Source organism: Bordetella ansorpii (assembly GCF_900078315.1).
GTDB classification, from domain to species: Bacteria; Pseudomonadota; Gammaproteobacteria; order Burkholderiales; family Burkholderiaceae_B; genus Bordetella; species Bordetella ansorpii.
Genome location: NZ_FKBS01000014.1, coordinates 1398241 through 1421429 on the forward strand (window position 1 = coordinate 1398241; position 23189 = coordinate 1421429).

Annotated in this window: 23 protein-coding genes; 14 read left to right on the plus strand and 9 right to left on the minus strand. The window is 65.3% G+C overall.

Annotation, left to right across the window (positions count from 1 at the left end; all coding sequences use genetic code 11):
• Positions 1 to 21 precede the first annotated feature (21 nt).
• Positions 22 to 819, plus strand: a complete 798-nt coding sequence (locus A7W11_RS14095; protein WP_162270272.1) for a GntR family transcriptional regulator — start codon at positions 22 to 24, stop codon at positions 817 to 819.
• Positions 820 to 873: 54 nt separating this feature from the next.
• On the opposite strand, the gene A7W11_RS14100 is transcribed toward A7W11_RS14095, so the two are convergent.
• From A7W11_RS14100 to A7W11_RS14115, 4 genes are all read right to left on the minus strand, one after another.
• The gene (locus tag A7W11_RS14100; RefSeq protein ID WP_082887227.1) at positions 874 to 2202 is read right to left on the minus strand and encodes a DUF445 domain-containing protein; all 1329 of its coding nucleotides are present in this window, start codon (positions 2200 to 2202) and stop codon (positions 874 to 876) included.
• Between the two features lie 95 nt (positions 2203 to 2297).
• The gene (locus A7W11_RS14105) at positions 2298 to 4730 is read right to left on the minus strand and encodes a response regulator (protein WP_066413337.1); all 2433 of its coding nucleotides are present in this window, start codon (positions 4728 to 4730) and stop codon (positions 2298 to 2300) included.
• Positions 4727 to 5224, minus strand: coding sequence for a response regulator (locus A7W11_RS28285; RefSeq protein ID WP_235816872.1), 498 nt, complete (start codon positions 5222 to 5224; stop codon positions 4727 to 4729). Before A7W11_RS28285 ends, A7W11_RS14105 begins: the two co-directional genes overlap by 4 nt.
• The gene (locus A7W11_RS14115; RefSeq protein WP_218188591.1) at positions 5225 to 7453 is read right to left on the minus strand and encodes an ATP-binding protein; all 2229 of its coding nucleotides are present in this window, start codon (positions 7451 to 7453) and stop codon (positions 5225 to 5227) included.
• 175 nt (positions 7454 to 7628) lie between these two features.
• On the opposite strand from A7W11_RS14115, the gene A7W11_RS14120 reads away from it, so the two are divergent.
• On the plus strand, positions 7629 to 8801 hold the full coding sequence (locus tag A7W11_RS14120; RefSeq protein WP_066414083.1) for an alpha/beta hydrolase: 1173 nt from the start codon (positions 7629 to 7631) through the stop codon (positions 8799 to 8801).
• A 2-nt stretch (positions 8802 to 8803) separates the two neighbouring features.
• On the opposite strand, the gene A7W11_RS14125 is transcribed toward A7W11_RS14120, so the two are convergent.
• From A7W11_RS14125 to A7W11_RS14135, 3 genes are all read right to left on the minus strand, one after another.
• The gene (locus A7W11_RS14125; protein ID WP_162270273.1) at positions 8804 to 9472 is read right to left on the minus strand and encodes a transposase; all 669 of its coding nucleotides are present in this window, start codon (positions 9470 to 9472) and stop codon (positions 8804 to 8806) included.
• A gap of 437 nt (positions 9473 to 9909) precedes the next feature.
• On the minus strand, positions 9910 to 10569 hold the full coding sequence (locus tag A7W11_RS14130) for a thiopurine S-methyltransferase (protein ID WP_066413355.1): 660 nt from the start codon (positions 10567 to 10569) through the stop codon (positions 9910 to 9912).
• A 69-nt stretch (positions 10570 to 10638) separates the two neighbouring features.
• On the minus strand, positions 10639 to 11619 hold the full coding sequence (locus A7W11_RS14135; protein ID WP_066414086.1) for an aldo/keto reductase: 981 nt from the start codon (positions 11617 to 11619) through the stop codon (positions 10639 to 10641).
• Between the two features lie 161 nt (positions 11620 to 11780).
• On the opposite strand from A7W11_RS14135, the gene A7W11_RS14140 reads away from it, so the two are divergent.
• From A7W11_RS14140 to A7W11_RS14160, 5 genes are all read left to right on the plus strand, one after another.
• Complete coding sequence (locus tag A7W11_RS14140) at positions 11781 to 12380, plus strand: TetR/AcrR family transcriptional regulator (protein WP_066413357.1); 600 nt, start codon at positions 11781 to 11783, stop codon at positions 12378 to 12380.
• Positions 12381 to 12424: 44 nt separating this feature from the next.
• Complete coding sequence (locus A7W11_RS14145) at positions 12425 to 12904, plus strand: nuclear transport factor 2 family protein (RefSeq protein ID WP_066413360.1); 480 nt, start codon at positions 12425 to 12427, stop codon at positions 12902 to 12904.
• 237 nt (positions 12905 to 13141) lie between these two features.
• Positions 13142 to 14128, plus strand: coding sequence for a diacylglycerol/lipid kinase family protein (locus A7W11_RS14150; protein WP_066413362.1), 987 nt, complete (start codon positions 13142 to 13144; stop codon positions 14126 to 14128).
• Entirely contained in the window at positions 14125 to 14922 is a 798-nt protein-coding gene (locus A7W11_RS14155; protein ID WP_066413365.1) for a metallophosphoesterase family protein, read from the plus strand. Before A7W11_RS14150 ends, A7W11_RS14155 begins: the two co-directional genes overlap by 4 nt.
• A gap of 7 nt (positions 14923 to 14929) precedes the next feature.
• Positions 14930 to 15682: a phosphatase PAP2 family protein gene (locus tag A7W11_RS14160; protein WP_066413367.1), complete on the plus strand. Its 753-nt coding sequence runs from the start codon at positions 14930 to 14932 to the stop codon at positions 15680 to 15682.
• Between the two features lie 54 nt (positions 15683 to 15736).
• On the opposite strand, the gene A7W11_RS14165 is transcribed toward A7W11_RS14160, so the two are convergent.
• The gene (locus tag A7W11_RS14165; protein ID WP_066413370.1) at positions 15737 to 16174 is read right to left on the minus strand and encodes a PaaI family thioesterase; all 438 of its coding nucleotides are present in this window, start codon (positions 16172 to 16174) and stop codon (positions 15737 to 15739) included.
• Entirely contained in the window at positions 16171 to 16743 is a 573-nt protein-coding gene (locus A7W11_RS14170; RefSeq protein WP_235816873.1) for a TetR/AcrR family transcriptional regulator, read from the minus strand. Before A7W11_RS14170 ends, A7W11_RS14165 begins: the two co-directional genes overlap by 4 nt.
• Positions 16744 to 17118: 375 nt before the next feature.
• On the opposite strand from A7W11_RS14170, the gene A7W11_RS14175 reads away from it, so the two are divergent.
• The 7 genes from A7W11_RS14175 to nuoF all read left to right on the plus strand — a co-directional run bounded on the left by A7W11_RS14175 (position 17119) and on the right by nuoF (position 23177).
• Positions 17119 to 18207, plus strand: a complete 1089-nt coding sequence (locus A7W11_RS14175) for a porin (protein ID WP_066413376.1) — start codon at positions 17119 to 17121, stop codon at positions 18205 to 18207.
• Between the two features lie 207 nt (positions 18208 to 18414).
• Positions 18415 to 18774 carry an NADH-quinone oxidoreductase subunit A gene (locus A7W11_RS14180; RefSeq protein ID WP_066132778.1) on the plus strand — a complete coding sequence of 120 codons (360 nt, stop codon included), beginning with the start codon at positions 18415 to 18417 and terminating at the stop codon, positions 18772 to 18774.
• A 52-nt stretch (positions 18775 to 18826) separates the two neighbouring features.
• Complete coding sequence (locus A7W11_RS14185) at positions 18827 to 19303, plus strand: NuoB/complex I 20 kDa subunit family protein (RefSeq protein WP_066132774.1); 477 nt, start codon at positions 18827 to 18829, stop codon at positions 19301 to 19303.
• An 84-nt stretch (positions 19304 to 19387) separates the two neighbouring features.
• Positions 19388 to 20017, plus strand: a complete 630-nt coding sequence (locus A7W11_RS14190) for an NADH-quinone oxidoreductase subunit C (RefSeq protein ID WP_156523102.1) — start codon at positions 19388 to 19390, stop codon at positions 20015 to 20017.
• Between the two features lie 2 nt (positions 20018 to 20019).
• Entirely contained in the window at positions 20020 to 21276 is a 1257-nt protein-coding gene (locus A7W11_RS14195; RefSeq protein ID WP_066132768.1) for an NADH-quinone oxidoreductase subunit D, read from the plus strand.
• Between the two features lie 48 nt (positions 21277 to 21324).
• Positions 21325 to 21813, plus strand: a complete 489-nt coding sequence (nuoE, locus tag A7W11_RS14200; protein ID WP_066132764.1) for an NADH-quinone oxidoreductase subunit NuoE — start codon at positions 21325 to 21327, stop codon at positions 21811 to 21813.
• Positions 21810 to 23177 (plus strand): NADH-quinone oxidoreductase subunit NuoF, encoded by a 1368-nt coding sequence (gene nuoF / locus A7W11_RS14205; RefSeq protein WP_066413378.1) that lies wholly within the window; start codon positions 21810 to 21812, stop codon positions 23175 to 23177. Before nuoE ends, nuoF begins: the two co-directional genes overlap by 4 nt.
• The last annotated feature ends 12 nt before the right edge of the window (positions 23178 to 23189 follow it).

Consider the following 23189-nt stretch of genomic DNA (forward strand, 5'->3'; position numbering starts at 1 on the left):
ATGTGTCTCCAACTGCTTGTTATGAATCGTATTTCAAAAGTGTATGTGAAAATGCAGGACAAAACAATCGGACAAAATTGTGTTTACAATTCCGCCTGCGGTACCCGGCCGGGCGGCTCGGCGGGCGCACCCCACAGACCTATGAGCACATCTCCCAGCGATTCCAGGAAGCGCCCCGGCAACGTCACCGATCGCATCGTCGAGCAGATCCGCGCCGCCATTCACAATGGGCAGTTCGCCCCTGGGCAACGCCTGATCGAGGCGGATCTGATGGAGTCGTTTTCAGCCACGCGCGGGCCATTGCGCGAAGCCCTGCGCCGGTTGGGAATGGAAGGAACCGTCGATCTGGTCCCCAATCGCGGGGCCATCGTCAAGACGTTTTCCCGCCGCGAACTCATCGACCTGTTCCGAATACGCGAATCGATCGAAGGCTTGGCCGCGCGGCTGGCGGCCGAAGAGGTGGCAGGGAAGGGGTTGCGCGATGCCTTCATGCAGGCCTACGAAGCCATCGACGTGCAGGGATCGGATCCCGCCGCGGTGTTCCGCGAGGAGAACAGCGCCTTCCACGACCTGGTCCTGCGATTCGCCGGCAACGCGCAATTGACGCTGTTGATGAAGCGGCTTCAGTTACCCGTTCTGAGGGTACAGATCCGGGTGATGCTGGATGAGCGCTATCGGAACGAGTCCCGGAACGAGCATCGCGCCGTACTGGAGGCCATCATCGGCCATGATCCCGATGCCGCGGAGGCCGCCATGCGTGCCCACTTGCGCAATGCGGCGCATCGCATCTTCGAGCAGCCGTCGACCGCGCTCGGCTGATCGGCGGCGCGGTAGGGCGATGGCGCTCCGGCGCGGGCCAGTCATCGCGCCTGCTCAGCGCGCCAGATACGCCACCAGGTGCATCAGCCCATACAGCAATCCGCCGATCAGCGCCCCGACGAAGGTGCCGCTCAGCCGGATGGATTGCAGGTCGCTGCCCAGGTTCAGTTCCAGCTGGCTGGTCAGCTCCTCGGCGCTCCACGCCTGCACGCGGGCAACGATGAAGCGGCGGATCTTCTCCCGGTACTCTTCCACCAGCGGCTCCACCGTCTCGGTTACCCAGCCGTTGAACCACGCCTTCATCTCGGGCTGCTGGTCGATGCGCTTGCCCAGCGTCAGCGAGGCCTTGAACAGCGCGGCGCGCACTTCCGAATCATCGTGCGCCAGGTCTTCGCGCAGCCAGTCCAGCGCGCTGCGCCAGATGTCCTGGATGTACTGCGACAGTTCGTGGTTCTCCAGCACCCGGTCGCGGAACAGGTCGATGCGGGCGCGCAGCGCCGGGTCGGTGCGCAACTGCGCGATGAAGCGGGGAATGTTCCTTTCCAGTTTCACGCGAAGCTCATGGTCCTTGTCCCGCGCCATGTCCAGGAACAGCTGGCGCATGCCCGCCGCGACCTTGTCCGCGATGTTCTCGGCCACGGGCTTGTCCAGCCGCACCCAGCGCATCACCGACCACAGTTCTTCCGCGATCTTCTGCGCCAGCACGCCCCGCGCCGAGGGCGCGCCGGGGATGTCCGCGATGTCGCGCAGCAGGCGGTCCATCGCCTCCTGGTGGCGGCCGTCCTTGGTCAGCACGGTCAGCAGGCGGGCCAGCAGGTCCGACACGTCCAGCTTGCTCAGCTTCTCCTTGGTATTGGCGCGGATGAAGTCCTGCAGTTCGTCGCTATCGAGCAGGGCCACCAGCCGCGGCGCGTGGCGCACCACGAAATCGGCCAGCCGCGCGGCGGATTCCGGCCGGGACAGGGCCTGCACCAGCCGCTGGGCGGGATCGAAGGCGTGCAGGCGTTCCAGCACCTGTTCCTTGCCCAGGAAATGATCGCAGATGAAGTCGGCCAGGCTGGCGCCGATCCGGTCCTTGTTGCGGGGAATGATGGCGGTATGCGGCAGCCAGCGCAGTCCCAGCGGATGGCGGAACAGCGCGGTCACGGCGAACCAGTCGGCCAGGCCGCCCACCATGGCCGCTTCGGCCATTGCCGCCAGCGCGCCGATGTAGAGGTTCTGGTGCCCGGGGTCCAGCGCGGTCAGCACGACGAATACCAGGCAGGCGCCCAGCAGGCTCAGCGTGGCCGAGCGCTTCTTGCGGCGCAGTTTCCGCTCTCGGTCGCCCGGAGGGGGCAGGCCGATGGAAATCGTCTTGGGCGGGTCATCGCCGGAAGTCTGCATCGTCGTCTGGGGCCTGTCGACCCTGAAAGAAAGCTCGCCGCGCCCGGAAATGCCGCCATCCTGCCGCGTGGCAACGGAGCATGGCGGCTTTCCTTTCAGCCTTGCGAGACGGCGCCCACGCCCAACCCACGCAACGCATCGCCCAACTGCGCGAACTGATAGGGCTTCTGCACCGAGGCCAGCCGGGCGTGCGGCGGCAGTTCGCTGGCAGACACGTGGGCGCCGCTGGCGATGACGATGGCCAGCCCCGGATAGCGTTGCGCCAGCGTGCGCAGCAGATCCTCGCCTTTCATGTCGGGCAGGCCCATGTCGACGATGGCGCCTTCGAAGGCGCCGGGCTCGGCTTCGAGCAGGCGCAGCGCCTCGCCGCCGGTGGCGGCCTCGGCGACGTCGTAGCCCAGGTCTTCGAGGCCTTCCAGCGCCAGCATGCGGATCAGGTCTTCGTCTTCGACCAGCAGGATGCGCGATGGCGCTTCGGACGCGGATTCGGGTGCCTGGCGGTCCAGAATGTCGCGGATGCGGTTGGCCAGGTCCACGAACGAGAAGGGCTTGGGCAGCAGGTCGACGCCCGGCGGCAACTGCCCGCCATGCGTCAGCGCGCCTTCGGCATAACCCGAGGTGTACAGCACCGGCAGGCCGGGACGCAGCGCACGCGCCGCCTCGGCCAGTTCGCGTCCGTTCATGCCCTTGGGCAGCCCGACGTCGGTGAAGACCAGCGAGATGTCCGGGTGGCGCTCGATCTGTTCCAGCGCCTCGGGGCCATCGGAGGCTTCGTGCACCACGTAGCCAAGGTCCTGCAGGATGCGGGTGGAATGCAGGCGCACGCCGGTGTTGTCTTCCACCACCAGCACGACTTCCCCAGGGCGCGCCTGGCGGGCCTGGCCATCGTGAAGGGGCTCGGCCTCGGGCAGGCCGGCCGTGTTCTGGCGCGGCAGGTACAGATGCACCGTGGTGCCCGTGCCCAGTGTGCTGTCGATCCGCACGTGACCGCCGGACTGCTTCACGAAACCATACACCTGGCTCAGGCCCAGGCCGGTGCCCACGCCGATGTCCTTGGTGGTGAAGAAGGGTTCGAACACCTTGCCCAGCAATTCGGGCGGAATGCCCGTGCCGGTGTCGCCCAGGCTGATGCGTACATATTGCCCGGGCAGCAGGCCATCGGCTTCGGCATGGCCGATACCGATCTCGGCATTGCCGGTGCGGATGCTGATGACGCCGCCCTCGGGCATGGCGTCGCGCGCGTTGACCGCCAGGTTCACCAGCGCGCTTTCCAGCATGTGCGGGTCGGTCAGCGTGTCCCACAGATCGGCGGACAGTTCGGTGCGAACCTCGACGTGTTCGCCCAGGGTGCGCGACAGGATTTCGATGGTGTCCGAGATCAGGCCGTTCAGGTCGATGCGGCGCGGCTGCAGCGGCTGGCGCCGCGCGAACGACAGCAGCCGCTGCGTCAGCGCCGCCGCGCGTTGCGCGCCCAGCTTGGCATGGGCCAGCGCGGTGGCCGTGCGGCCGGGCGCGTGGGTCAGCGTGCGTTCGAGCGTTTCCAGGTTGCCCAGGATGACGGTCAGGAAATTGTTGAAATCGTGCGCCACGCCGCCGGTCAACTGGCCGAAGGCTTCCATCTTCTGTGCCTGGCGCAGTTGTTCCTCGGCGCTGCGGGCGGCGCTTTCCGCGTCGGCGCGCTGCTGCATTTCCTGCAGCAGGCGTTCATTGGTGCGCAGCAGCTCGGCGGTGCGGGCCGCCACCATGTGTTCGAGTTCGTCGCGGGCGCGCCTGGCGTCGGTGATGTCGACGTTGGTGCCCAGCAGCCCCAGGAAACGTCCGCTGCGGTCCATTCGCGGCACGCCCTTGCAGTGCAGCCAGCGCAGGTCGCCGCGGCGGTCCAGCACGCGCATTTCCATCTGGAACTCGCGCCGCTCGCGCGTGGCGCGCTGCATGAGATCGAGCACCAGCGGCAGGTCACGGCCGTCGATCGCCTGTTGCCAGCCCTGGCCCAGCATGGCGCCGGGGGGCTGGCCGAACAGGTCTTCGAAGTAGCGATTGGTGAAAATCATTTCGCCCTGTTCGTCGGTCTCCCAGATCAGGGCGGGAGCGCTGTCGGACAGCGTGCGGAAGCGCTCTTCGCTATCGCGCAGGGCTTCCTCGGCGCACTTGCGGGCACGCCGGTCCTCGGCCTCGAGCAGGGCGCGGCGCGCGGCCGCGCCCAGGCGCTCCAGGCGCTCTTTCAGCACGTAGTCGGTGGCGCCTTCCTTCATGGCCTTCACGCCGACTTCCTCGCCGATGATGCCGGACACGAAGATGAAGGGCGCATCCGGCGCCAGTTCGGCGGCCATGCGTTGCGCGGCCCAACCGTCGATGTCGGGCAGCGAGAAGTCGGACACCACCAGCGTGATGCCCCCCAGGCGCAGGCGCGCCTCGTACGACTTCCGGTTGCTGGCGCGCTGCACGGCAACGCCGGGCAGCGCTTCGCCGAGCCGATACAGGATCAGCTCGGCATCCAGGTCGTCGTCTTCCAGGATCAGAACACTCACGGCTCGTCGGCAATCCTGCGTTTGGTTTTCGTGGCGCCACGCTCGCGATGCATGGGAGGCGGCTGGTTCAGGATGGCCCAGAACATGCCCAGGTTGCGGATTGCGTCGAAGAACTCGGCGAACTCGACCGGCTTGACCACGAACGAGTTCACGCCCAGCCGGTAGCTGCGGACCACGTCGCGCTCTTCGCGCGACGAGGTCAGCATGACCACCGGGATCTGCTGCTGTTGCGGATCGGCCTTCAGGCGTGACAGCACTTCCAATCCGTCGATCTTGGGCAGTTTCAGATCGAGCAGGATGACCGCCGGTTCGCCCGGCGCGCGGCTGGCATGAGCGCCTTGACGATAGACGTAATCCAGGGCCTCGGCGCCGTCGCGCACGACGACGACCTCGTTGGCGATGCTGCATTGCGCCAGCGCGGCCAACGTCAGCTCGACGTCGTTCGCACTGTCTTCCACCAGAAGAATGGGACGCAAGTCCTTCATTTTTTCCATTTATGACTCATTGCGCGGGACCGCGAAAGTGAATCGGGCGCCTTGGTCGACGGCGCCTTCGCCCTTGATCCAGCCGCCATGCTTCTCGACGATGCGCTTGGACAGCGCCAAGCCGATGCCCGTACCCTCGAAGTCGTCGTGATGGTGCAGGCGCTGGAATACGCCGAACAGCTTGCCGACATACGCCATGTCGAAGCCCACGCCATTATCTTCGATGCTGTAGACGACGCTGGACCCGCCGTCCGATCCGGTGATGCGTATGAGCGGCGACTCGGTGGTGCTGGAGTACTTGACTGCATTCTCCATCAGGTTGTACCAGACCTGGCGGAGATATTTCGGATCGCCGTGGGCCGGGGGGAGTGGCGCGATCTCCCATTTAGGGCGGGCGTCGGGCAGGCTCAGTTCGACGGCCTGCCTGACCTCGGCCACCAACTTGTTCATGTCGACTTTCTGCGGCGCCAGCGCCGCGCGGCCCAGGTGCGAGAAGCGCAGCAGGTCGTCGACCAGACGGCCCGCCGTCACGGCGGCGCGCACGATGTTGTCGATGTAGTGCGTGGACGTATCGTCCAGGTCGCCTTCGCGGCGCTTGAGCAGCTCGGCGAATCCGGCGATGTGCCGGAAGGGCGCGCGCAGGTCGTGCGACACCGAATACGAGAAGGACTCGAGCTCGACGTTGCTGCGTTCCAGTTGCTCGGTCAGTTCGGCGCGTTCTTCCGCCCGCTTCAGGATCAGGTTGACCACGACGTTGCGGAAGTCCGTCAGCGCGTCGCATTCGGAACGCCGCCAGGGGATGGCTCGGTTGCGCACCTGTTCCTGCCAGATGTCGAACGACTTGCGCGGATGCAGGCGGCCCGATACCGGATCCAGCGATTTGTGAGGGTTGCCGCGCCAGCTGACGGTACGGATCTTCTGCGGCCGGAACCACAGCAGGAAGCTCTGATGCACCCGAGAAACGGAGGCTGCCGCCAGGCCGCTGGCGACGTCCGCGAAGGCTTCGGCGGCCGGCCAGCGCCCCGCCAGGTGTTCGGTGGTGTAGGTCTGCTCGATGCCCCGTTCGGCCAGCCAATCGACGATCTGGTTTATCTGTCCCTCGGATGGGGTGTCGCCCACGGTGTATATCTGGTCCTGCCAGACCAGCGCGGCGCCCTGGGCCTGCAGCAGCGACATCCAGGCGGGGGAGCGTTCCTTGAAGCCTTCCTGCAGGGTTTGCGAGCGGGCCAGCAGTTCGACCAGTTCGACCTCGACCTTCTTCAGTTCGATGCGGTGGGTGTGCTCGGAGATGCGTTCGTTGGCGCCCAGCTGTTGCGCCACGATGCGGCCCAGCAGCTCGCTGGCCGCGCGCACTTGCGGCTGCACATAGTGCGGCTCGGCGCTGTGGCACGACAGCAGGCCCCACAGTTCTCCGTCGAGCACCAGCGAGACGGACATGGACGAATGCGTGCCCATGTTGCGCATGTACTCGACGTGGATGGGCGAGACGCTGCGCCACGTGGCATAGGTCAGGTCCAGCGGCTGCTGTTGCGGCCCGATGAAGGCGGGTTCCAGCGGCACCGGCACGTAGCTGGCGTCGGGAATCAGCCGCACGCGGTTCAGGCAATACAGTTGCCGCGCCTGCGTCGGGATGTCCGAGGCGGGAAAGCGGTGGTTCAGGTAGACCGGCAGCACGCCGTTGTTGTCCTCGGCGACCACCGTGCCGTGCCCGTCGCTGTCGAACCGGTACACCAGCACGCGGTCGAAGCCGGTCAGGCGGCGCAGTTGGGCCGACGCGCGTTGCAGGATGACCCCGGGGTCGCCCGAGGGATCCAGGTCGTCCAGGAAGGACCGCAACTGCGGATACAGTGCGTCGAGCGTGGTGGGGCGGTGGGCGTCCACGGCCTCGAACTCGACCAGCAGGCCTTGCGGGCTGCGCGAGCCGGACATATAGAGATGGCGGTCCCGCACGCGGACATTGACGCTGAGGGTTTCGCCTTCGCTGCCAGACCAGTTCCGGATGGCGTCCAGCGCGATGTTCCAGCCCTCGTCGCCATGATGGGAAAGCGGCTGGCCCGCGGTGATGGACAGCCCGGTGACTTCGGCGCAGTTGACGCTGGCGCTGATGACGCGCTGTCCCTGCGCGGTAAGCAGGAGCAGCGCCCCGAATGGCTGAATGGCGCCGGGAATGCGGATGGGCTCCTGGGCGCACTGATCCAGATTCAGGCCAGCCGTGGACGAAGTTCCTGATTCTTGCACCGTTGCCAGACCCTCTGCCATTAGATGTTGCCCTCCAGACTCTTGGAGGATACCACCCCATAGATGGCGCCAATGAAGTGGGTTGCATCCGTGTTTCGGGGGAGAGCGGGCCGGCCGGGCGCGCTGCGAACTTGCCTATACTGGCGGCACTTCCCTGCTCGCCGGCGCCGCTTACGTGCACAGATTCATTCTCGGCAAGTTTTCCCGTCTTTTCCGTTTGCCGGCCCTGGGGCTGGCGCTGTCCTTGCTGGCCGGCTGCGCGGCCATGCATCAGCCCATGGGACCGGCCGGACAGCCCCCCCGCCTGGAAGACCAGGCCTTGGTGACGCCCGACGGCGTGTCGCTGCCGTTGCGCCAGTGGCTGCCCCCGGCGGCGCCGCGCGCCGCCATCCTGGCCCTGCACGGCATGAACGACTATTCGAATGCCTTTGCCCAGCCGGCCGAATATTGGGCGCAGCAGGGCATCGCCACCTATGCGTACGACCAGCGCGGCTTCGGCCGCGCGCCGCGGCCGGGTATCTGGTCGGACACAGAGACGATGGTGGCCGACCTGAACGCCGCCGTGGACGCCATCCACGCCCGCCAGCCGGGCGTGCCGCTCTATCTGCTGGGCGAAAGCATGGGCGGCGCCGTCATCGTCGCGGCGCTGGCGCAACCACGGACCGACGGCAAGCCGCTGGCGCGGCGCATCGACGGCGCGATACTCTCGGCGCCCGCGCTGTGGGGGCGCCAGACCATGAACGTGTTCTACCGGCTGACGCTGTGGGCGGCCTACCAGACCTTTCCCGGCATGGCGCTGGAGCCTCCCGCCGGCCTGAAGATCGTGCCCTCGGACAACGACGAGATGTTGCGCGCCCTGGGCCGCGACCCCCTGGTGCTCAAGCGCACGCGCATCGATGCCGTCAGCGGGCTGGTCGACCTGATGACCACCGCCTACGACGACCTGGACCGCTTGCCGCAAGATGTGCCGATGCTGGTGCTGTACGGCCAGCACGAGCAGGTGCTGGACCGCAAATCGGTGTCCGATGCACTGGCCCGCCTCGACGCGGTGCGCGCCGCCATGCCGGTGCGCCAGGCCGTTTATGCGCGGGGCTATCACATGCTGTTGCGCGATCGCTGCGCCGCCACGGTCTGGAACGACGTGGCTTCCTGGGTGGATGCTACCGCCGCGCCGTTACCCAGCGGCGCTGACCGGACTGCCTGGATCGAGGAGAAGGGCGAGGGCCAGGCGTGTCCCGCCGGGGGCGGCGGCGAGGCGGGATCGCAGGCTGGCAATGGCCTGGACGCGCCTGTCGCCACGCCCCAGCAGGGACGTTTTCCACCCGTGCCCTTGCCCGCCAGGGACTGACGTCAGGCTTCGGGCTGGATGGCCTGCTGCCCCACCCGTACCCGCCATGCTTCGAGCAAGGCCAGGTTGATGTGGAAGTCGTGGGTCGCCGAGGCTTGCTTCGACGCGGCGGCAAGGGTGACCAGTTCGGTTATCAGCCCGACGATTTCCCGTTGAGACAGCAGCAGGGCAAAGGCGTCTTCCATGACATGGCGCGCCCAGATGGGCTGGCTGAGGTCGAAGCCGACGAACCAGCGATACAGCAGATTGTGGTTGATCTGTTCGTGAAGCATGGCGTCGGACGGAATCGAATACAGAATACGGACGAGCAGCGCACGCACCAGCGGCTCCGGCGGAACGCGCATTTTGTTTGCGCTCATTGCCGCTTCGAGCAGGGTATTGGCCTTGTCCAACCTGGCGTTGATCGAGTCGCGGAGCAGGCCCAGGATATGTCCCTCGGGAAGAAACTGCTCGATTTTCGGATGGCGGGCCCAGGTCGCATGCCCCACCAGCCAGACGACGGGCGATTTGTATCGCCATACGCATACCGGGGCATATTCCGCTTCCGCGATGTATGAAGCGAACTTGCTGTAGAACTCGCTCATTTTCACGTGGCGAACGCCCACGGATGATGCCGCTGCTGGCCGATGCAGGGGGATGGCGGATTCGTTCGAGTCAGGCGTGATGGACATAAATTCCTCGGCAGCGCATGAAGCCATGCGGTCGTCAAACTGCGCTTCGGCGACCGTGTGGCCGCCCGCTGTCAGAAAAACGGCGCATTGCCATAAGAAAGCAGGTGTGCCAAATATAAAGAAATTTATGCGATAAATTCGTATCTGTTAAATGAAATTTCTTTTTTCAAGAAATGGGGTGGGCGCCGATTATCTGTGAGCGGGGTTTCTTTTGTTGAATGGTTGGTTATTCACTGTTCTGTAATTTTGCTTTGCTAGGCGGTTTCTGCGTGGATGCAAAATCAGAGGCGGGGATGTAAACGAAGTCCACGTAATAATCGTGGGACGAAGCGGGGCGGCAGCGCAGGAAACGCCTTTTCTCCACCTCGGTTTGCGAGGCGTGCCCGCGCAACCTGATTGCCGCTAGTCAGGCTGGCGCGTGCGTTCCTGGCTTGTGGTCAGCCCTTGCGGCCCAACCGGTATACCAGCGTCTCGAGCCGCGTCAGTCCGCGCTCGGCGAATTTCGGTTCTTTTTCCAGCGTGTCGCGCCGGTACACCTGTTCGGCCACGCTGTGCGGGCCGTACAGGGCCTGCACCTCGGCGTCGTTTACCGAAAAGGGGGGACCATCCATCTGCTGCTGGGGATAATCCAGCGTGACCAGCAGGCCCGCGTAGTCGTCGGGCAATTGGCTGTAGATATGCTGCACGTACGACGCGCGCATTTCCGGTGGCAGCGCGATCAGCGCCGCGCGGTCGAAGACGCCCCGGCAATCCGCCAGCGTCTGCGCATCCAGCGCGAAAATATCGCCGCAGACGATTTCGATATCGCCCGCCACATAATGCCTGCCCGCGGCGGATTCATGAATGGCGGCCTGCAAGCCCTGTTCTTCGAAGAATTGCTCGACGGCCAGCGGCGATAGCTCCACACCCAGCACGCGCAGTCCCTGGTCGGCCAGCCAGCGCATGTCCAGCGATTTTCCGCACAGCGGCACCAGCACGCGGCTGCCGCGCGGCACGGACAGCAGGGGCCAATAACGTTCCAGTGGCGGGGTTACCCGCGCCTGATGAAAGTTCGTCTGTCCGCCACGCCAGCGCTCCAGCCAGAATTCCGCTTCCATGCCGCTCCTCGTCATAGGTAGATGGAAGGCCGCTGATGGCCTTCGGTAGCCGGTATTGTAGGGATGGGCTTACTGGAATCCCGCCACGGCATGCGGCACGTAGGGGGATTCCAATTGGGCGATTTCCTCGTCGCTCAGCACCAGGGACAGCGAGGCGATCGCGTCGATCAGGTGCTGCGGCTTGGACGCGCCGACGATCGGCGCCGTCACGCCGCGCTTTTGCCGCACCCAGGCCAGCGCCACCTGCGCGCGGGGCACGCCACGCGCTTCGGCCACTTCACCGACCCGGCCGATGACCGCGCCATCCGCCAGGGCCGTCTGGTCGTACAGCTTGCCGCCGTAGACGTCCGTCTGCACGCGCGCGGTGATTTCGCCCGCCGGCCGGGTCAGGCGGCCGCGCGCCAGCGGGCTCCACGGGATGACGGCCACGCCTTGGTCCACGCACAGCGGCAGCATTTCGCGCTCTTCTTCGCGGTACAGCAGGTTCAGGTGGTTCTGCATGCTGGAGAAGGGCGTCCAGCCGTGCTCCCGGGCCAGGTATTGCGCCTTGGAAAACTGCCACGCATGCATCGACGACGCGCCGATGTAGCGTGCCTTGCCGGCCTTGACGACGTCGTGCAGCGCCTCGAGCGTTTCCTCGATGGGCGTGCCGTAGTCCCAGCGATGGATCTGATAAAGGTCGACATAGTCGGTGCCCAGCCGGCGCAGGCTGTTGTCGATCTCGGCGAAGATCGCCTTGCGTGACAGGCCCATGCCGTTGGGACCCGGCCGCATGCGGTTGTACACCTTGGTGGCCAGCACGACCTCCTCGCGCCGGGCGAAATCCTTGATCGCGCGGCCCACGATTTCCTCGGACGTGCCGTCGGAATAGGTGTTGGCGGTATCCAGGAAATTGATGCCCGCTTCCAGCGCCTGGCGGATCAGCGGACGGCTCTGGGCCTCGTCCAGCGTCCAGCTGTGCGCGCCGCGGTCGGCCACGCCGTAGGTCATGCATCCCAGGCAAAGCTGCGAGACCTCCAATCCTGTTGAACCGAATTTCACGTATTTCATGGCCGAGGCGGATGACATCGGAAAACTCCTGTGCAAGGGATAAGCGGGTAGGGGAGCCTTACTGTAGATCAGCGGCGCCGAAGAGGTGGGTTGACGCGTCGAGAATGATCGTTCTACCATGCGCCGTGTGTTGAGAACGATCATTCTCTATTTTGTCGCCTATGACTCCCGACGCCCCTCTCTCCGATTCCCGGATCCGCCTGCTGGACGCCACCGAACAACTGGTCTATGCCGACGGCATCCATGCCACGGGCATGGACCGCATCGTCAGGGCATCGGGCGTGGCCCGCAAGAGCATCTACCGGCATTACGCCAACAAGGACGAACTGGTGGCGGCCGCGCTGCGGCGGCGCGACGAGCGTTGGATGCAGTGGTTCGTCGCTGAAACGTCCGGCGCCGCCGAGCCTCGGGATCGCCTGCTATCCATGTTCCCGGCGTTGCAGCGCTGGTTCGAGTCGCCGGGTTTTCATGGCTGCGCCTTCATCAATGCCGCGGGTGAAATCGGCGACGCCGATCACCCCATCCGCGCGGTCTCCCGCTTGCACAAGCAGCGGCTGTACGACTACGTGCGCGAGTTGGCGGGCGGCTGCGTGCTGGCGGATCCCGACGACGTGGCCGGCCAGCTGCTGGTGCTGATCGATGGCGCCATCGCCGTGGCGCTGGTCATGGGCGATCCGTCCGCCGCGGCCAGCGCGGGCCGCGCGGCGCACACGCTGCTGGCGTCGGCTACGCCCCGGTCTTCCCAGTGTGCTGTCCCATAGATACCCCGACGTCTCTTTACGCTGTTCTCCCCAAGGAGCAAACCATGTCGACCCCGGCTGAAACCCGCCCGCCCGTGCCCCCGTTCACGCGAGAAACCGCCATCCAGAAGGTCCGCCTGGCCGAAGACGGCTGGAACAGCCGCGATGCCGCCAAGGTGGCGCTGGCCTACAGCCTGGATACCCGCTGGCGCAATCGCGCCGAGTTCGTGCACAACCGCGACGAAGCGCGCGCGTTTCTCGAGCGCAAGTGGGCGAAGGAGCTGGACTACCGCCTGATCAAGGAGTTGTGGGCATTCACCGAAAACCGCATCGCCGTGCGTTACGCCTATGAGTGGCGCGACGACTCGGGAAACTGGTTCCGTTCGTACGGCAACGAGAACTGGGCGTTCGGTCCGGATGGCCTGATGGTGAATCGCTACGCCAGCATCAACGACAAACCCATCGCCGAATCCGAGCGCAAATTCCGCTGGCCGCTGGGACGCCGGCCTGACGATCATCCCGGGCTTTCCGAACTGGGACTGTAGGATCCCGAGGCGGCGCAAGGAAGGTGGCAGGCGCAGGACGTCAGCGCAATGAACCGACCGACCTGCCGGCCGAAGCTTCGCGGTTCTGGTCGGCATGGACCTTCGTCGGCCTCTGCCGCGCGCGCGGCGGGGGTTCTTTCTTGTGAATTTGCTTTTTGATTCAGGGGTTGCGGCTGGTTGCCTGTTCGGCCGGCACGCGCCTTGCGGCCTTGCGCGGGCTTCGGTATCTTCCCCCGCATGATTCCCGATCCGCAGGGCACCGCTCGGGGCACGGCCCCGCTCACCGGCCAGGAGCCGTTCTTCATCGTCTGGAACCAGGGTTCGGGCCGCAACGATGCCGAACTCGTGCGCTCGACCATCCAGAGGGTGCTGGACGAGGCTGGCCGCACCTACGAGCTGATTGCCGTCGATGACGGCAGCAAGCTGCCGGACATCGCGCGCCGCGCGGTTGAGGCCGCGCGCGCCAGGAATGGCATCGTCGTGGCCTGCGGGGGCGACGGCACCCTGAATGCCGTGGCGCGTGCCGTGCTGGGCAGCGGCGTGCCGTTCGGCATCCTGCCCCAGGGCACGTTCAATTACTTCGGCCGCGCCTACGGCATTCCGCAGGACACCGAGATCGCCACGCGCGGCCTGGTCGGCGCGCATCTCGAACCCGTGCAGGTCGGCCTGCTCAACGGGCAGGCCTTCCTGGTCAATGCCAGCCTGGGCCTGTATCCGCAATTGCTCGAAGACCGCGAGGCCTACAAGCAGCGTTATGGCCGCAGCCGCCTGGTGGCGCTGTGGTCCGCCATCGTCACGCTGTTGCGCGGCGGACATCGCCGGCTGGCCCTGCACCTGGACAGCGGCGAGGTGCAGCGTGTGATCCGCACGCCCTCGCTGGTGGTGGGCAACAATGCGCTGCAATTGCGGCAGATAGGCATCCCGCAGGCCGAGGCGCTCGAACGCGGCAAGCTGATGGCCATGACTGCCAAGCCGGTGGGATCGCTCGCCCTGTACGGCCTGCTGCTGCGCGGACTGCTCAGCCGCCTGGGAGAAGCCGAGAACGTCATCAGCTTTCCCTTCGAAAGCATGACCGTGCGGCTGGGCAAGCGGCGCCGCCGCGACATCAAGGTCGCCATGGACGGCGAGATCTGCTGGATGCGCGCGCCCCTGGAATTCCGCGTCTCGCCCGAGCCGCTGATGATGCTTGTGCCTGCGGAGGAGCATCGGGTGGAAGTCGCATGACGGTAGTCCTGCACATTACCGACACGCATTTCGGCACGGAGGTGCCGGCGGTGGTGCAGGCCCTGTTGGCGCTTGCCGCGGGGCAGAAACCCGATCTCGTCCTGCTGAGCGGCGACATCACGCAGCGCGCGCGCCGCGACCAGTTCGCCGCGGCGCGCCGCTTCATCGAGGCGCTGCAGTTGCCGGTGCTGGCCGTGCCGGGCAACCACGACATCCCCCTGTACAACGTGGTGGCCCGCCTGCTGAACCCCTATGGCAACTATCGCAGTGCCCTGGGCGCGGTGCTGGAGCCTTCCTACGAAGACGAGCGCCTTCTGGTCCTGGGCGTGAACAGCACCCGGCCGCGCCGCCACAAGGATGGCGAAGTGTCGCCTGCGCAGGTGCAGCGCGTGGCGCAGCGGCTGCGTGCCGGCCAGCCGCAGCAATTGAAGCTGGTGATGCTGCATCACCCTGTTCGCGCCATCGAACCCACCGACGTGGCCAATCTGCTGATCGGCCGCGAACTGGCCGTGCCGCAATGGGTGGACGCCGGGGTAGACCTGATTCTTGGCGGCCACATCCATTTACCGTATGTGGTGCCCGTGCTGGGTTCCGCGGGCGAGGCGGGGCGTCGCGCCTGGGCTGTGCAGGCCGGCACGGCCGTGTCGCATCGGGTGCGCGGCAGCGTGCCGAATTCGGTCAATCTGATTCGCCACGAATTCCTGGATGGTGTCTTGCGCTGCGAGCTCGAACGCTGGGATTTCCACGCGGAGCAGGGCGCCTTCGCCTGCATCCACGCCACGCCGCTGGGGTGATCGCGCCATGGACCCGATAGCCGCCTGGGTCGCGGATCACGCGCTGATGCTGTTCCTGACGCTGCCGGCCTTGTCCGCGGCCGCCGCGCTGGCCATCTGGCGCCTGGCGGGGACCCTGCCGGCGGGACGCCGCCGCATTGCGCTTTATGCGGGCCTGGCGTGCGGCATGGCCGTTCTGTTCACGGGGCTCGCGCTGTCGGTGCACGGGCAGGGCGGCCTGGTGATGTTCGACATGATGCTCGCCCAGCATCTGGGCGCCTCGATGGCGCCACGGATGCTGTGGGCGTTGTCGTGGTTCACTCATCTGGGGGATCGGAATTTCCTGACGGTGGTGGCGGTGGGAATGACCACGCTGCTGCTGGCGCGCCAGCAATGGCTGCTGGGCGCTGGATGCGTGGCCGTGACCCTGGGGGGAGGGCTGCTCAACATGTTCCTCAAGAACCACTTCCAGAGAGAGCGCCCTGCCTTCGAGCACGAGTACGCGGCCGTGTCAGGGTGGAGCTTTCCAAGCGGGCATGCCTCGGCCGCCATGGCCGTCTATGGCATGGCCTGTTATCTCCTGCTGCGTGTGCTGCCCACGTCCTGGCGGCCCGTCTGCGTGGCGGGCGCCGCGGCGCTGATCATGGGCATCGGCATCAGCCGCGTGCTGCTGCAGGTGCACTACGCCAGCGACGTGGTGGCCGGGTTCGCGGTCACGGCGCTGTGGCTGGCGCTGTGCGTGGCGGTGCTGGAGCGCCGGATGGGGCCGGCTCGACGCTGATCCCCGCATGCCGCCCCTGTCGGGCGATATCGTCCCGCTCCGCGCGGGCGAGGGTCAGGCTTTCGGCACCGACCACGTGCTGACCACGTGCGCCACGGGGTCGCCGCCCTGTTCCGGATACAGCATCGCTTCTCCCGCGGTCAGCCGGCCCGTCTTGAACAGGCGGGCCTCGGCATGCACCGCGCCGGGCGGGCTCTTGCGCAGGAAATTCACGGTGAGGCTGGCGGTGACGGCTTCGGGTTGCCCGGTGGCCCCCACCACGGCGGCGTACAGGGCCAGGTCGGCCAGGCCCATCAGCATGGGCCCCGCGACGATGCCGCCCAGGCGCTGATGGCCATCGCTGGCGGGCAGCACGGCATGGGCGGTGCCGTGGCCGATGTCGACGATGTCGATGCCCAGCACTTGTGCAAACGGGTGCTGCTCTCGCAGCAGGCGTTGGAAGTCGGCGACGCTGATGCGGGCGGCGGGCTGGGGGGAAGCGGGGCTGTTCATGGCTGGCGTTGCTCCAGGGTGTCGCAGAATCGGTCCAGCAGAGGCTGGGCTTGTTGGTTCAACGATTTGAGCCGCCGCGTGTGGAACAGCAGCAAGAGGCCCATCAGATAGGTGAAGACGTTCATCTGCTCCAGCCGTGCGGCGGACGCGTGCATCGCGCCTTGCGTGGCCAGGCCGCTGCCCAGTTCGTCCACGCAAGCCGCAAGCCGGCCATTCAGATCCTCGTCCGTCTCCCGGCCCAGGCCGTGGGGCCCCATGCCCTGGAACAGATACATGCCCAGCGAGAACTCGGTCTGGCGCTGTGCGTAATAGTCGAAAAAGGCCTGGATCACGTGCCGGGGGCGGGTGGCGGCCTGCCTCTCTTGCGCCAGGTGGCGCCGCAGCCGGTCGAGCGAATCGCGCAGCAGGGCCGCGTAGATTTCCTCCTTGCCCGTGAAGCAGGGATAGATGGCGCCGGTGGTGCAGCCGGCCTCCTTGGCGATGGCGCGCATGGTGGCGGCGGGCAGCCCATCGCGGGCGAACACCCGTTGGGCGGCCTCCAGGATGGCCTGGCGGCGCGGGGCCATCATCGGTGGGGCGGTGACGGAACGAGAGGGTAAATCCGGCATGGAAGTGGAGGCGAGCGGGCAGGATGCCCTGGCTTGATAACAATGTTATCCGAACGGAGAGCCCAGTGGCAGCTCGTTCGCCACGCCATAAGCTAATGAGGGTTTTCCCTAGAAAAACAGAGACATGGCGCAGCTTCCTCGGGCAGTATCTGCTCACCTTCGAGGCGTGTGTTGCAGGTTTCCAACAGGAGTACCGGAAAGCACGGGTTTTCGGACTGGCAACGTAGCCAGTCCTGCCGATTTTTGATGCAATAGCGACAACTTCCCTTCGCGGAGTTAGGGGGGCGGCAAGTTAGATCGCTGCTCTTGTCACTCAAATCAACGGAGATTTCTTCAATGAAAAAGACTCTGCTCGCAGCCGCCCTGCTCGCCGGCTTCGCTGGCATTGCCCAGGCTGAAACCTCGGTGACGCTGTACGGCATCATCGACACCGGTATCGGCTACAACAAGCTGAAGGCTGATGGCTACGACCACAGCCGCATCGGCATGATCAACGGCGTGAAGAACGGTTCGCGTTGGGGCCTGCGCGGTAACGAGGATCTGGGCGGCGGACTGCGCGCGGTCTTCCAACTGGAATCGGGTTTTGACTCGAGCACCGGTTCGTCGGCGCAAGGCGGCCGCCTGTTCGGTCGTCAAGCCACCGTCGGTCTGGCCAGCAACAGCTGGGGCCAACTGGACTTCGGCCGTCAAACCAACATCTCGTCGAAGTACTTCGGTTCGATCGATCCGTTCGGCGCTGGTTTCGCCCAGGCCAACATCGGTATGGCCCTGAGCGCTGCCAACACCGTCCGCTACGACAACATGGTCCTGTATCAGACCCCGTCGTTCGGCGGTTTCCAGATGGGCGTTGGCTACTCCTTCGCTCGTGATGGTTCGGGCAACTTCGAAACGGCCGACAACGTCCGTGCGCTGACCGCTGGTGTCCGCTACGCCAACGGCCCGCTGAACATCGCCCTGACGTTCGACCAGCTGAAGCAAGTTCACGCTCTGGACGAAGAAGCCACGCCGCGTATGTATGCCGTCGGCGCTTCGTACGACTTCGAAGTCGTGAAGCTGGCTCTGGCCTTCGCGCGTACCGAAGACGGCTGGTTCGGTGGCCAAGGCCCCGGCGTTGCCGATTCGTCCGCCTTCAACCTGCCCTCGTACCAGTTCGCCGACGGCTTCCGCGCCAATTCGTACATGGCCGGCCTGACCGCCCCCATCGGCGGCGCGACGAGCCTGTTCGGTTCGTGGCAAATGATCGATCCCAAGAACGATCTGCTGACCGGCGGCGACGAAACCAACAACATCTTCAGCGTGGGCGCAACCTACGACCTGTCGAAGCGCACCAACCTGTACGCCTACGGTTCGTACTCGAAGAACGCCCTGTTCTTCGAAGACGCCAAGAGCACCTCGGTCGGCGTCGGCCTGCAACACCGCTTCTAATCGCGCATGGGAAGAGGGTGACCTCTTCCGCTGCCCGATTCGCAGGCATTCATCGGCTTCGGCCGGTGAATTTCCTGCGTGCAAAAAAAAGCCACCTTCGGGTGGCTTTTTTCATCTACGGAATAGTCTGTTCAGGTAAGCGCCTTAAGGCGTGAGTAACCAGTTGAATGCTACAATCTGAAGGTTTGCGCATTTGACGGACGCATCATGAACCTGCAACAGTACTTCCCCGTCCTGCTGTTTATCGTAGTGGCAACCCTGATCGGGTTTGCCCTGTTGACGGCGGGTTCTCTGCTAGGGCCGCGGCGTCCGTACGCCGAAAAGCTCTCGCCCTACGAGTGCGGCTTCGAGGCTTTCGAAGACGCCCGCATGAAGTTCGATGTGCGCTATTACCTGGTCGCCATCCTCTTCATCCTCTTCGACCTGGAAATCGCGTTCTTGTTCCCGTGGGCCATCGCCCAGGGCACGGTCGGCCTCGTCGGGTTCTGGACTGTCATGGTCTTCCTGACCGTGCTGACGGTGGGCTTCATCTACGAATGGAAAAAGGGCGCGCTCGACTGGGAGTAACCGGGGAGGCTTTCCCCGCGTTTGTTCCGCAAGCTCGCCATCAGGGACCAAAATGGCTATAGACGGCATTCTCAAGCAAGGTTTCATCACCACCAGCGCCGACAAGTTCATCAACTGGGCAAAAACCGGTTCGATGTGGCCCATGACCTTCGGTCTGGCCTGTTGCGCGGTCGAGATGATGCACGCCGGCGCGGCGCGCTACGACCTTGACCAATTCGGCATCATTTTCCGCCCCAGTCCCCGCCAGTCCGATCTGATGATCGTGGCCGGCACGCTGTGCAACAAGATGGCTCCCGCCCTGCGCAAGGTCTACGACCAGATGCCGGAACCGCGCTGGGTCGTTTCCATGGGCTCCTGTGCCAATGGCGGCGGCTACTACCACTACTCGTATTCGGTGGTGCGTGGCTGTGACCGCATCGTGCCGGTCGACGTCTACGTTCCGGGCTGCCCTCCCACGGCCGAGGCGCTGGTCTATGGTCTGCTGCAAATGCAGAACAAGATCCGCCTGACCAACACCATCGCGCGCTAGTCGCGCCCCGTAGTTGCCAGGCGGTTGCCGCCGGTCGCAAGAACCGGCGGTGGCGAAACTGTGTATCGGTTTATCTATGCGTACATGATGATGACCAGGCTCGAAACCCTGAAAACCCATTTGCAGGCCGCATTCGGCCAGGAAGCCGCGCTGACTGAAGCGCTGGGCGAACTGACCCTCGAAGTGCCGGCCGAGCAGTGGTTCTCCGCTTGCACCAAGCTGCGCACCGATCCCGGCCTGCGCTTCGAAAGCTGTATCGACCTCTCCGGCGTCGACTACCTCACCTGGGGCAACGGCACCCGTACCCCGCGCGACGCGCAGGCCGGCATGCCGCAGCGCGGCCGCTACGCCGTCGTGATCCACCTGCTGTCCATCGAGCACAACTGGCGTCTGCGCGTGCGCACCTTCGCCACCGACGACGAGTTTCCCGTCGTGGCCTCGCTGGTCGAGTGCTGGCCGGGCGTCAACTGGTACGAACGCGAAACGTTCGACCTGTACGGCATCATCTTCGAAGGCCACCCCGACCTGCGCCGCATACTGACGGACTATGGCTTCATCGGCCATCCTTTCCGCAAGGACTTCCCGCTGTCCGGCACGGTCGAGATGCGCTACGACCCCGAGCAGAAGCGCGTCATCTACCAGCCGGTCACGATCGATCCGCGCGAGATCACTCCGCGCGTCGTGCGTGAAGACTCCTACGGCATGGGGCGTTAATCATGGCAGAAATCAAGAACTACACGCTCAACTTCGGCCCGCAGCACCCGGCCGCGCACGGCGTGCTGCGCCTGGTGCTCGAACTGGACGGCGAAGTCATCCAGCGCGCCGACCCGCACATCGGCCTGCTGCACCGTGCCACCGAAAAGCTGGCCGAGCACAAGACCTTCATCCAGGCGCTGCCCTACATGGATCGCCTGGACTACGTCTCGATGATGTGCAACGAGCACGCCTACGTGATGGCCATCGAGAAGCTGCTGGGTGTCGAGCCGCCGCTGCGCGCGCAATACATCCGCGTGATGTTCGATGAAGTCACGCGCATCCTGAACCACCTGATGTCGCTGGGTTCGCACGCGCTGGATGTGGGCGCCATGGCGGTTTTCCTGTACGCCTTCCGCGAGCGCGAAGACCTGATGGACGCCTACGAGGCCGTCTCGGGCGCCCGCATGCACGCGGCCTACTACCGTCCGGGCGGCGTCTACCGCGACCTGCCGGACGCGATGCCGCAGTTCCAGAACACCAACAAGTACCGCAGCGAGAAAGACGTCCGCGCGATCAACGACGCGCGCTCCGGTTCGCTGCTGGACTTCCTGGAAGACTTCACCAACCGCTTCCCGGCCTGCGTCGACGAGTACGAAACCCTGCTCACCGACAACCGCATCTGGAAGCAGCGGCTGGTCGGCATCGGCGTGGTCGATCCCGATCGCGCCAAGGCGCTGGGCTTCACCGGCCCGATGCTGCGTGGCTCGGGCGTGGCCTGGGACCTGCGCAAGACGCAGCCCTACGAAGTCTACGATCTGGTCGACTTCGACGTGCCGGTCGGCGTCAATGGCGACTGCTACGACCGCTACCTGGTCCGCGTGGCCGAACTGCGTGAAAGCAACCGCATCATCCGCCAGTGCATCGAATGGCTGCGCAACAATCCCGGCCCGGTCATGGTCGAGAACCACAAGGTCGCGCCGCCCAGCCGTACGGCCATGAAGACCAACATGGAAGAGCTGATCCACCACTTCAAGCTCTTCACCGAAGGCTTCCACGTGCCCCCGGGCGAGGCCTACGCCTCGGTCGAGCACCCGAAGGGCGAGTTCGGCATCTATCTGGTGTCCGACGGCGCCAACAAACCGTACCGCCTGAAGATCCGCGCGCCCGGTTTCGCCCACCTGCAGTCTCTCGATGAGATGTCGCGCGGCCACATGATTGCCGACGCCGTCACCATCATCGGTACGCAGGACATCGTTTTCGGCGAGATCGACCGCTGACGGCCCGCCGCCAGTACAGAGCGCCCGCATAAGAACCGGATTCCCATCATGCTGCTTTCCGAACAGGCCTACCAGAAGATCGATCGAGAACTCGCGAAGTTCCCGGCCGACCAGCGGCAGTCGGCCATCATGGCCTCGCTTGCCATCGCGCAAGAAGAAAAGGGCTGGCTGCCCACCGAAGTGATCGAAGACGTCGCGAACTACATCGGCGTGCCGCCGATCGCCGTGCAGGAAGTCGCCACGTTCTACAACATGTTCGACGTCGCCCCCGTGGGCCGCCACAAGATCGCCGTCTGCACCAACTTGCCCTGTGCCTTGCGCGACGGCGAGCGTGCCGGCGACTACCTCAAGCGCAAGCTGGGCGTCGAATACCGTGAAACCACGGCCGACGGCAAATTCACGCTGATCGAGGGCGAGTGCATGGGCGCCTGCGGCGATTCGCCGGTCGTGATCGTCAACAACAAGCATATGTGCGTGCGTATGGACGAGCAGAAGCTCGACGCGCTGATCGATACCCTGAAGGGAGAATCGGCATGAACGCGCCTGATCTCTACAAGAACCTGGCCCAGGGCCTGGTGGCCGATCCGGCCAACGATCCGGCCTCCTCGATGTGTTTCCACGGCCGTCACATCCAGCCGCAGATCCTCGACGGTGTCGACGGCGCCAACTGGCGCCTCGAAGAGTACGTCAAGCGCGGCGGCTACGAGGCCCTGCGCAAGATCCTGACCACCGGCATGAAGCCGGAAGACGTGATCGCCGAAGTCAAGGCGTCGGGCCTGCGCGGCCGCGGCGGCGCGGGCTTCCCGACCGGCCTGAAGTGGAGCTTCATGCCGCGCGCCTTCCCGGGCCAGAAGTATCTGGTCTGCAATTCGGACGAAGGCGAACCGGGCACGTTCAAGGACCGCGACATCCTGCGCTTCAACCCGCACATCGTCATCGAGGGCATGGCCATCGCCGCCTTCGCGATGGGCATCAGCGTGGGCTACAACTACATCCACGGCGAAATCTTCGAAGTCTACGAGCGCTTCGAGGAAGCCCTGGAAGAGGCGCGCGCCGCGGGCTTCCTGGGCGACAAGCTGTTCGGCTCCGATTTCAGCTTCCAGCTGCACGCGTTCCACGGTTACGGCGCGTACATCTGCGGCGAGGAAACCGCGCTGCTGGAATCGCTGGAAGGCAAGAAGGGCCAGCCGCGCTTCAAGCCGCCGTTCCCGGCCAGCTTCGGCCTGTACGGCAAGCCCACCACGATCAACAACACCGAGACCTTCGCGGCGGTGCCCTGGATCATCCGCAACAGCGGCCAGGCCTACCTCGAAGTCGGCAAGCCGAACAACGGCGGCACCAAGATCTTCTCGATCACGGGTGACGTCGAGCGTCCCGGCAACTACGAAATCCCGATGGGCACGCCGTTCTCCACGCTGCTGGAGCTGGCGGGCGGCATGCGCGGCGGCAGGAAGCTGAAGGCCGTCATCCCCGGCGGCTCCAGCGCCCCGGTGCTGCCGGCCGACCTCATGATGGCCTGCACGATGGACTATGACTCCATCGCCAAGGCCGGCTCGATGCTGGGCTCGGGCGCCGTCATCGTCATGGACGAAACGCGCTGCATGGTGAAGTCGCTGCTGCGCCTGTCGTACTTCTATTTCGAAGAAAGCTGCGGCCAGTGCACGCCGTGCCGTGAAGGCACCGGTTGGCTCTACCGCATGGTGCACCGTATCGAAAACGGCCAGGGTCGCCCCGAAGACCTCGACCTGCTCGACAACGTTGCGCAGAACATCATGGGCCGCACGATTTGCGCCCTGGGCGATGCCGCCGCCATGCCGGTGCGCGGTTTCATCAAGCATTTTCGCGACGAATTCGCGCACCACATCGAGCAGAAGTCGTGTGTGGTCCCGAAATATCTGTAAGCGTCAGGAACA

What these genes read in the sequence shown, in the direction of transcription:
- A7W11_RS14170 (WP_235816873.1), bottom strand. Translation starts at nt 16,743, where the DNA reads ATGATGGCCCCGCGCCGCCAGGCCATCCTGGAGGCCGCCCAACGGGTG.
- A7W11_RS14130 (WP_066413355.1), bottom strand. Translation starts at nt 10,569, where the DNA reads ATGGAAGCGGAATTCTGGCTGGAGCGCTGGCGTGGCGGACAGACGAAC.
- A7W11_RS14195 (WP_066132768.1), top strand. Translation starts at nt 20,020, where the DNA reads ATGGCAGAAATCAAGAACTACACGCTCAACTTCGGCCCGCAGCACCCG.
- A7W11_RS14155 (WP_066413365.1), top strand. Translation starts at nt 14,125, where the DNA reads ATGACGGTAGTCCTGCACATTACCGACACGCATTTCGGCACGGAGGTG.
- A7W11_RS14150 (WP_066413362.1), top strand. Translation starts at nt 13,142, where the DNA reads ATGATTCCCGATCCGCAGGGCACCGCTCGGGGCACGGCCCCGCTCACC.
- A7W11_RS14190 (WP_156523102.1), top strand. Translation starts at nt 19,388, where the DNA reads ATGATGATGACCAGGCTCGAAACCCTGAAAACCCATTTGCAGGCCGCA.
- A7W11_RS14095 (WP_162270272.1), top strand. Translation starts at nt 22, where the DNA reads ATGAATCGTATTTCAAAAGTGTATGTGAAAATGCAGGACAAAACAATC.
- A7W11_RS14175 (WP_066413376.1), top strand. Translation starts at nt 17,119, where the DNA reads ATGAAAAAGACTCTGCTCGCAGCCGCCCTGCTCGCCGGCTTCGCTGGC.
- A7W11_RS14140 (WP_066413357.1), top strand. Translation starts at nt 11,781, where the DNA reads ATGACTCCCGACGCCCCTCTCTCCGATTCCCGGATCCGCCTGCTGGAC.
- A7W11_RS14160 (WP_066413367.1), top strand. Translation starts at nt 14,930, where the DNA reads ATGGACCCGATAGCCGCCTGGGTCGCGGATCACGCGCTGATGCTGTTC.
- A7W11_RS14135 (WP_066414086.1), bottom strand. Translation starts at nt 11,619, where the DNA reads ATGAAATACGTGAAATTCGGTTCAACAGGATTGGAGGTCTCGCAGCTT.
- A7W11_RS14165 (WP_066413370.1), bottom strand. Translation starts at nt 16,174, where the DNA reads ATGAACAGCCCCGCTTCCCCCCAGCCCGCCGCCCGCATCAGCGTCGCC.
- A7W11_RS14185 (WP_066132774.1), top strand. Translation starts at nt 18,827, where the DNA reads ATGGCTATAGACGGCATTCTCAAGCAAGGTTTCATCACCACCAGCGCC.
- A7W11_RS14125 (WP_162270273.1), bottom strand. Translation starts at nt 9,472, where the DNA reads ATGTCCATCACGCCTGACTCGAACGAATCCGCCATCCCCCTGCATCGG.
- nuoE (WP_066132764.1), top strand. Translation starts at nt 21,325, where the DNA reads ATGCTGCTTTCCGAACAGGCCTACCAGAAGATCGATCGAGAACTCGCG.
- A7W11_RS28285 (WP_235816872.1), bottom strand. Translation starts at nt 5,224, where the DNA reads ATGGAAAAAATGAAGGACTTGCGTCCCATTCTTCTGGTGGAAGACAGT.
- A7W11_RS14145 (WP_066413360.1), top strand. Translation starts at nt 12,425, where the DNA reads ATGTCGACCCCGGCTGAAACCCGCCCGCCCGTGCCCCCGTTCACGCGA.
- A7W11_RS14100 (WP_082887227.1), bottom strand. Translation starts at nt 2,202, where the DNA reads ATGCAGACTTCCGGCGATGACCCGCCCAAGACGATTTCCATCGGCCTG.
- nuoF (WP_066413378.1), top strand. Translation starts at nt 21,810, where the DNA reads ATGAACGCGCCTGATCTCTACAAGAACCTGGCCCAGGGCCTGGTGGCC.
- A7W11_RS14180 (WP_066132778.1), top strand. Translation starts at nt 18,415, where the DNA reads ATGAACCTGCAACAGTACTTCCCCGTCCTGCTGTTTATCGTAGTGGCA.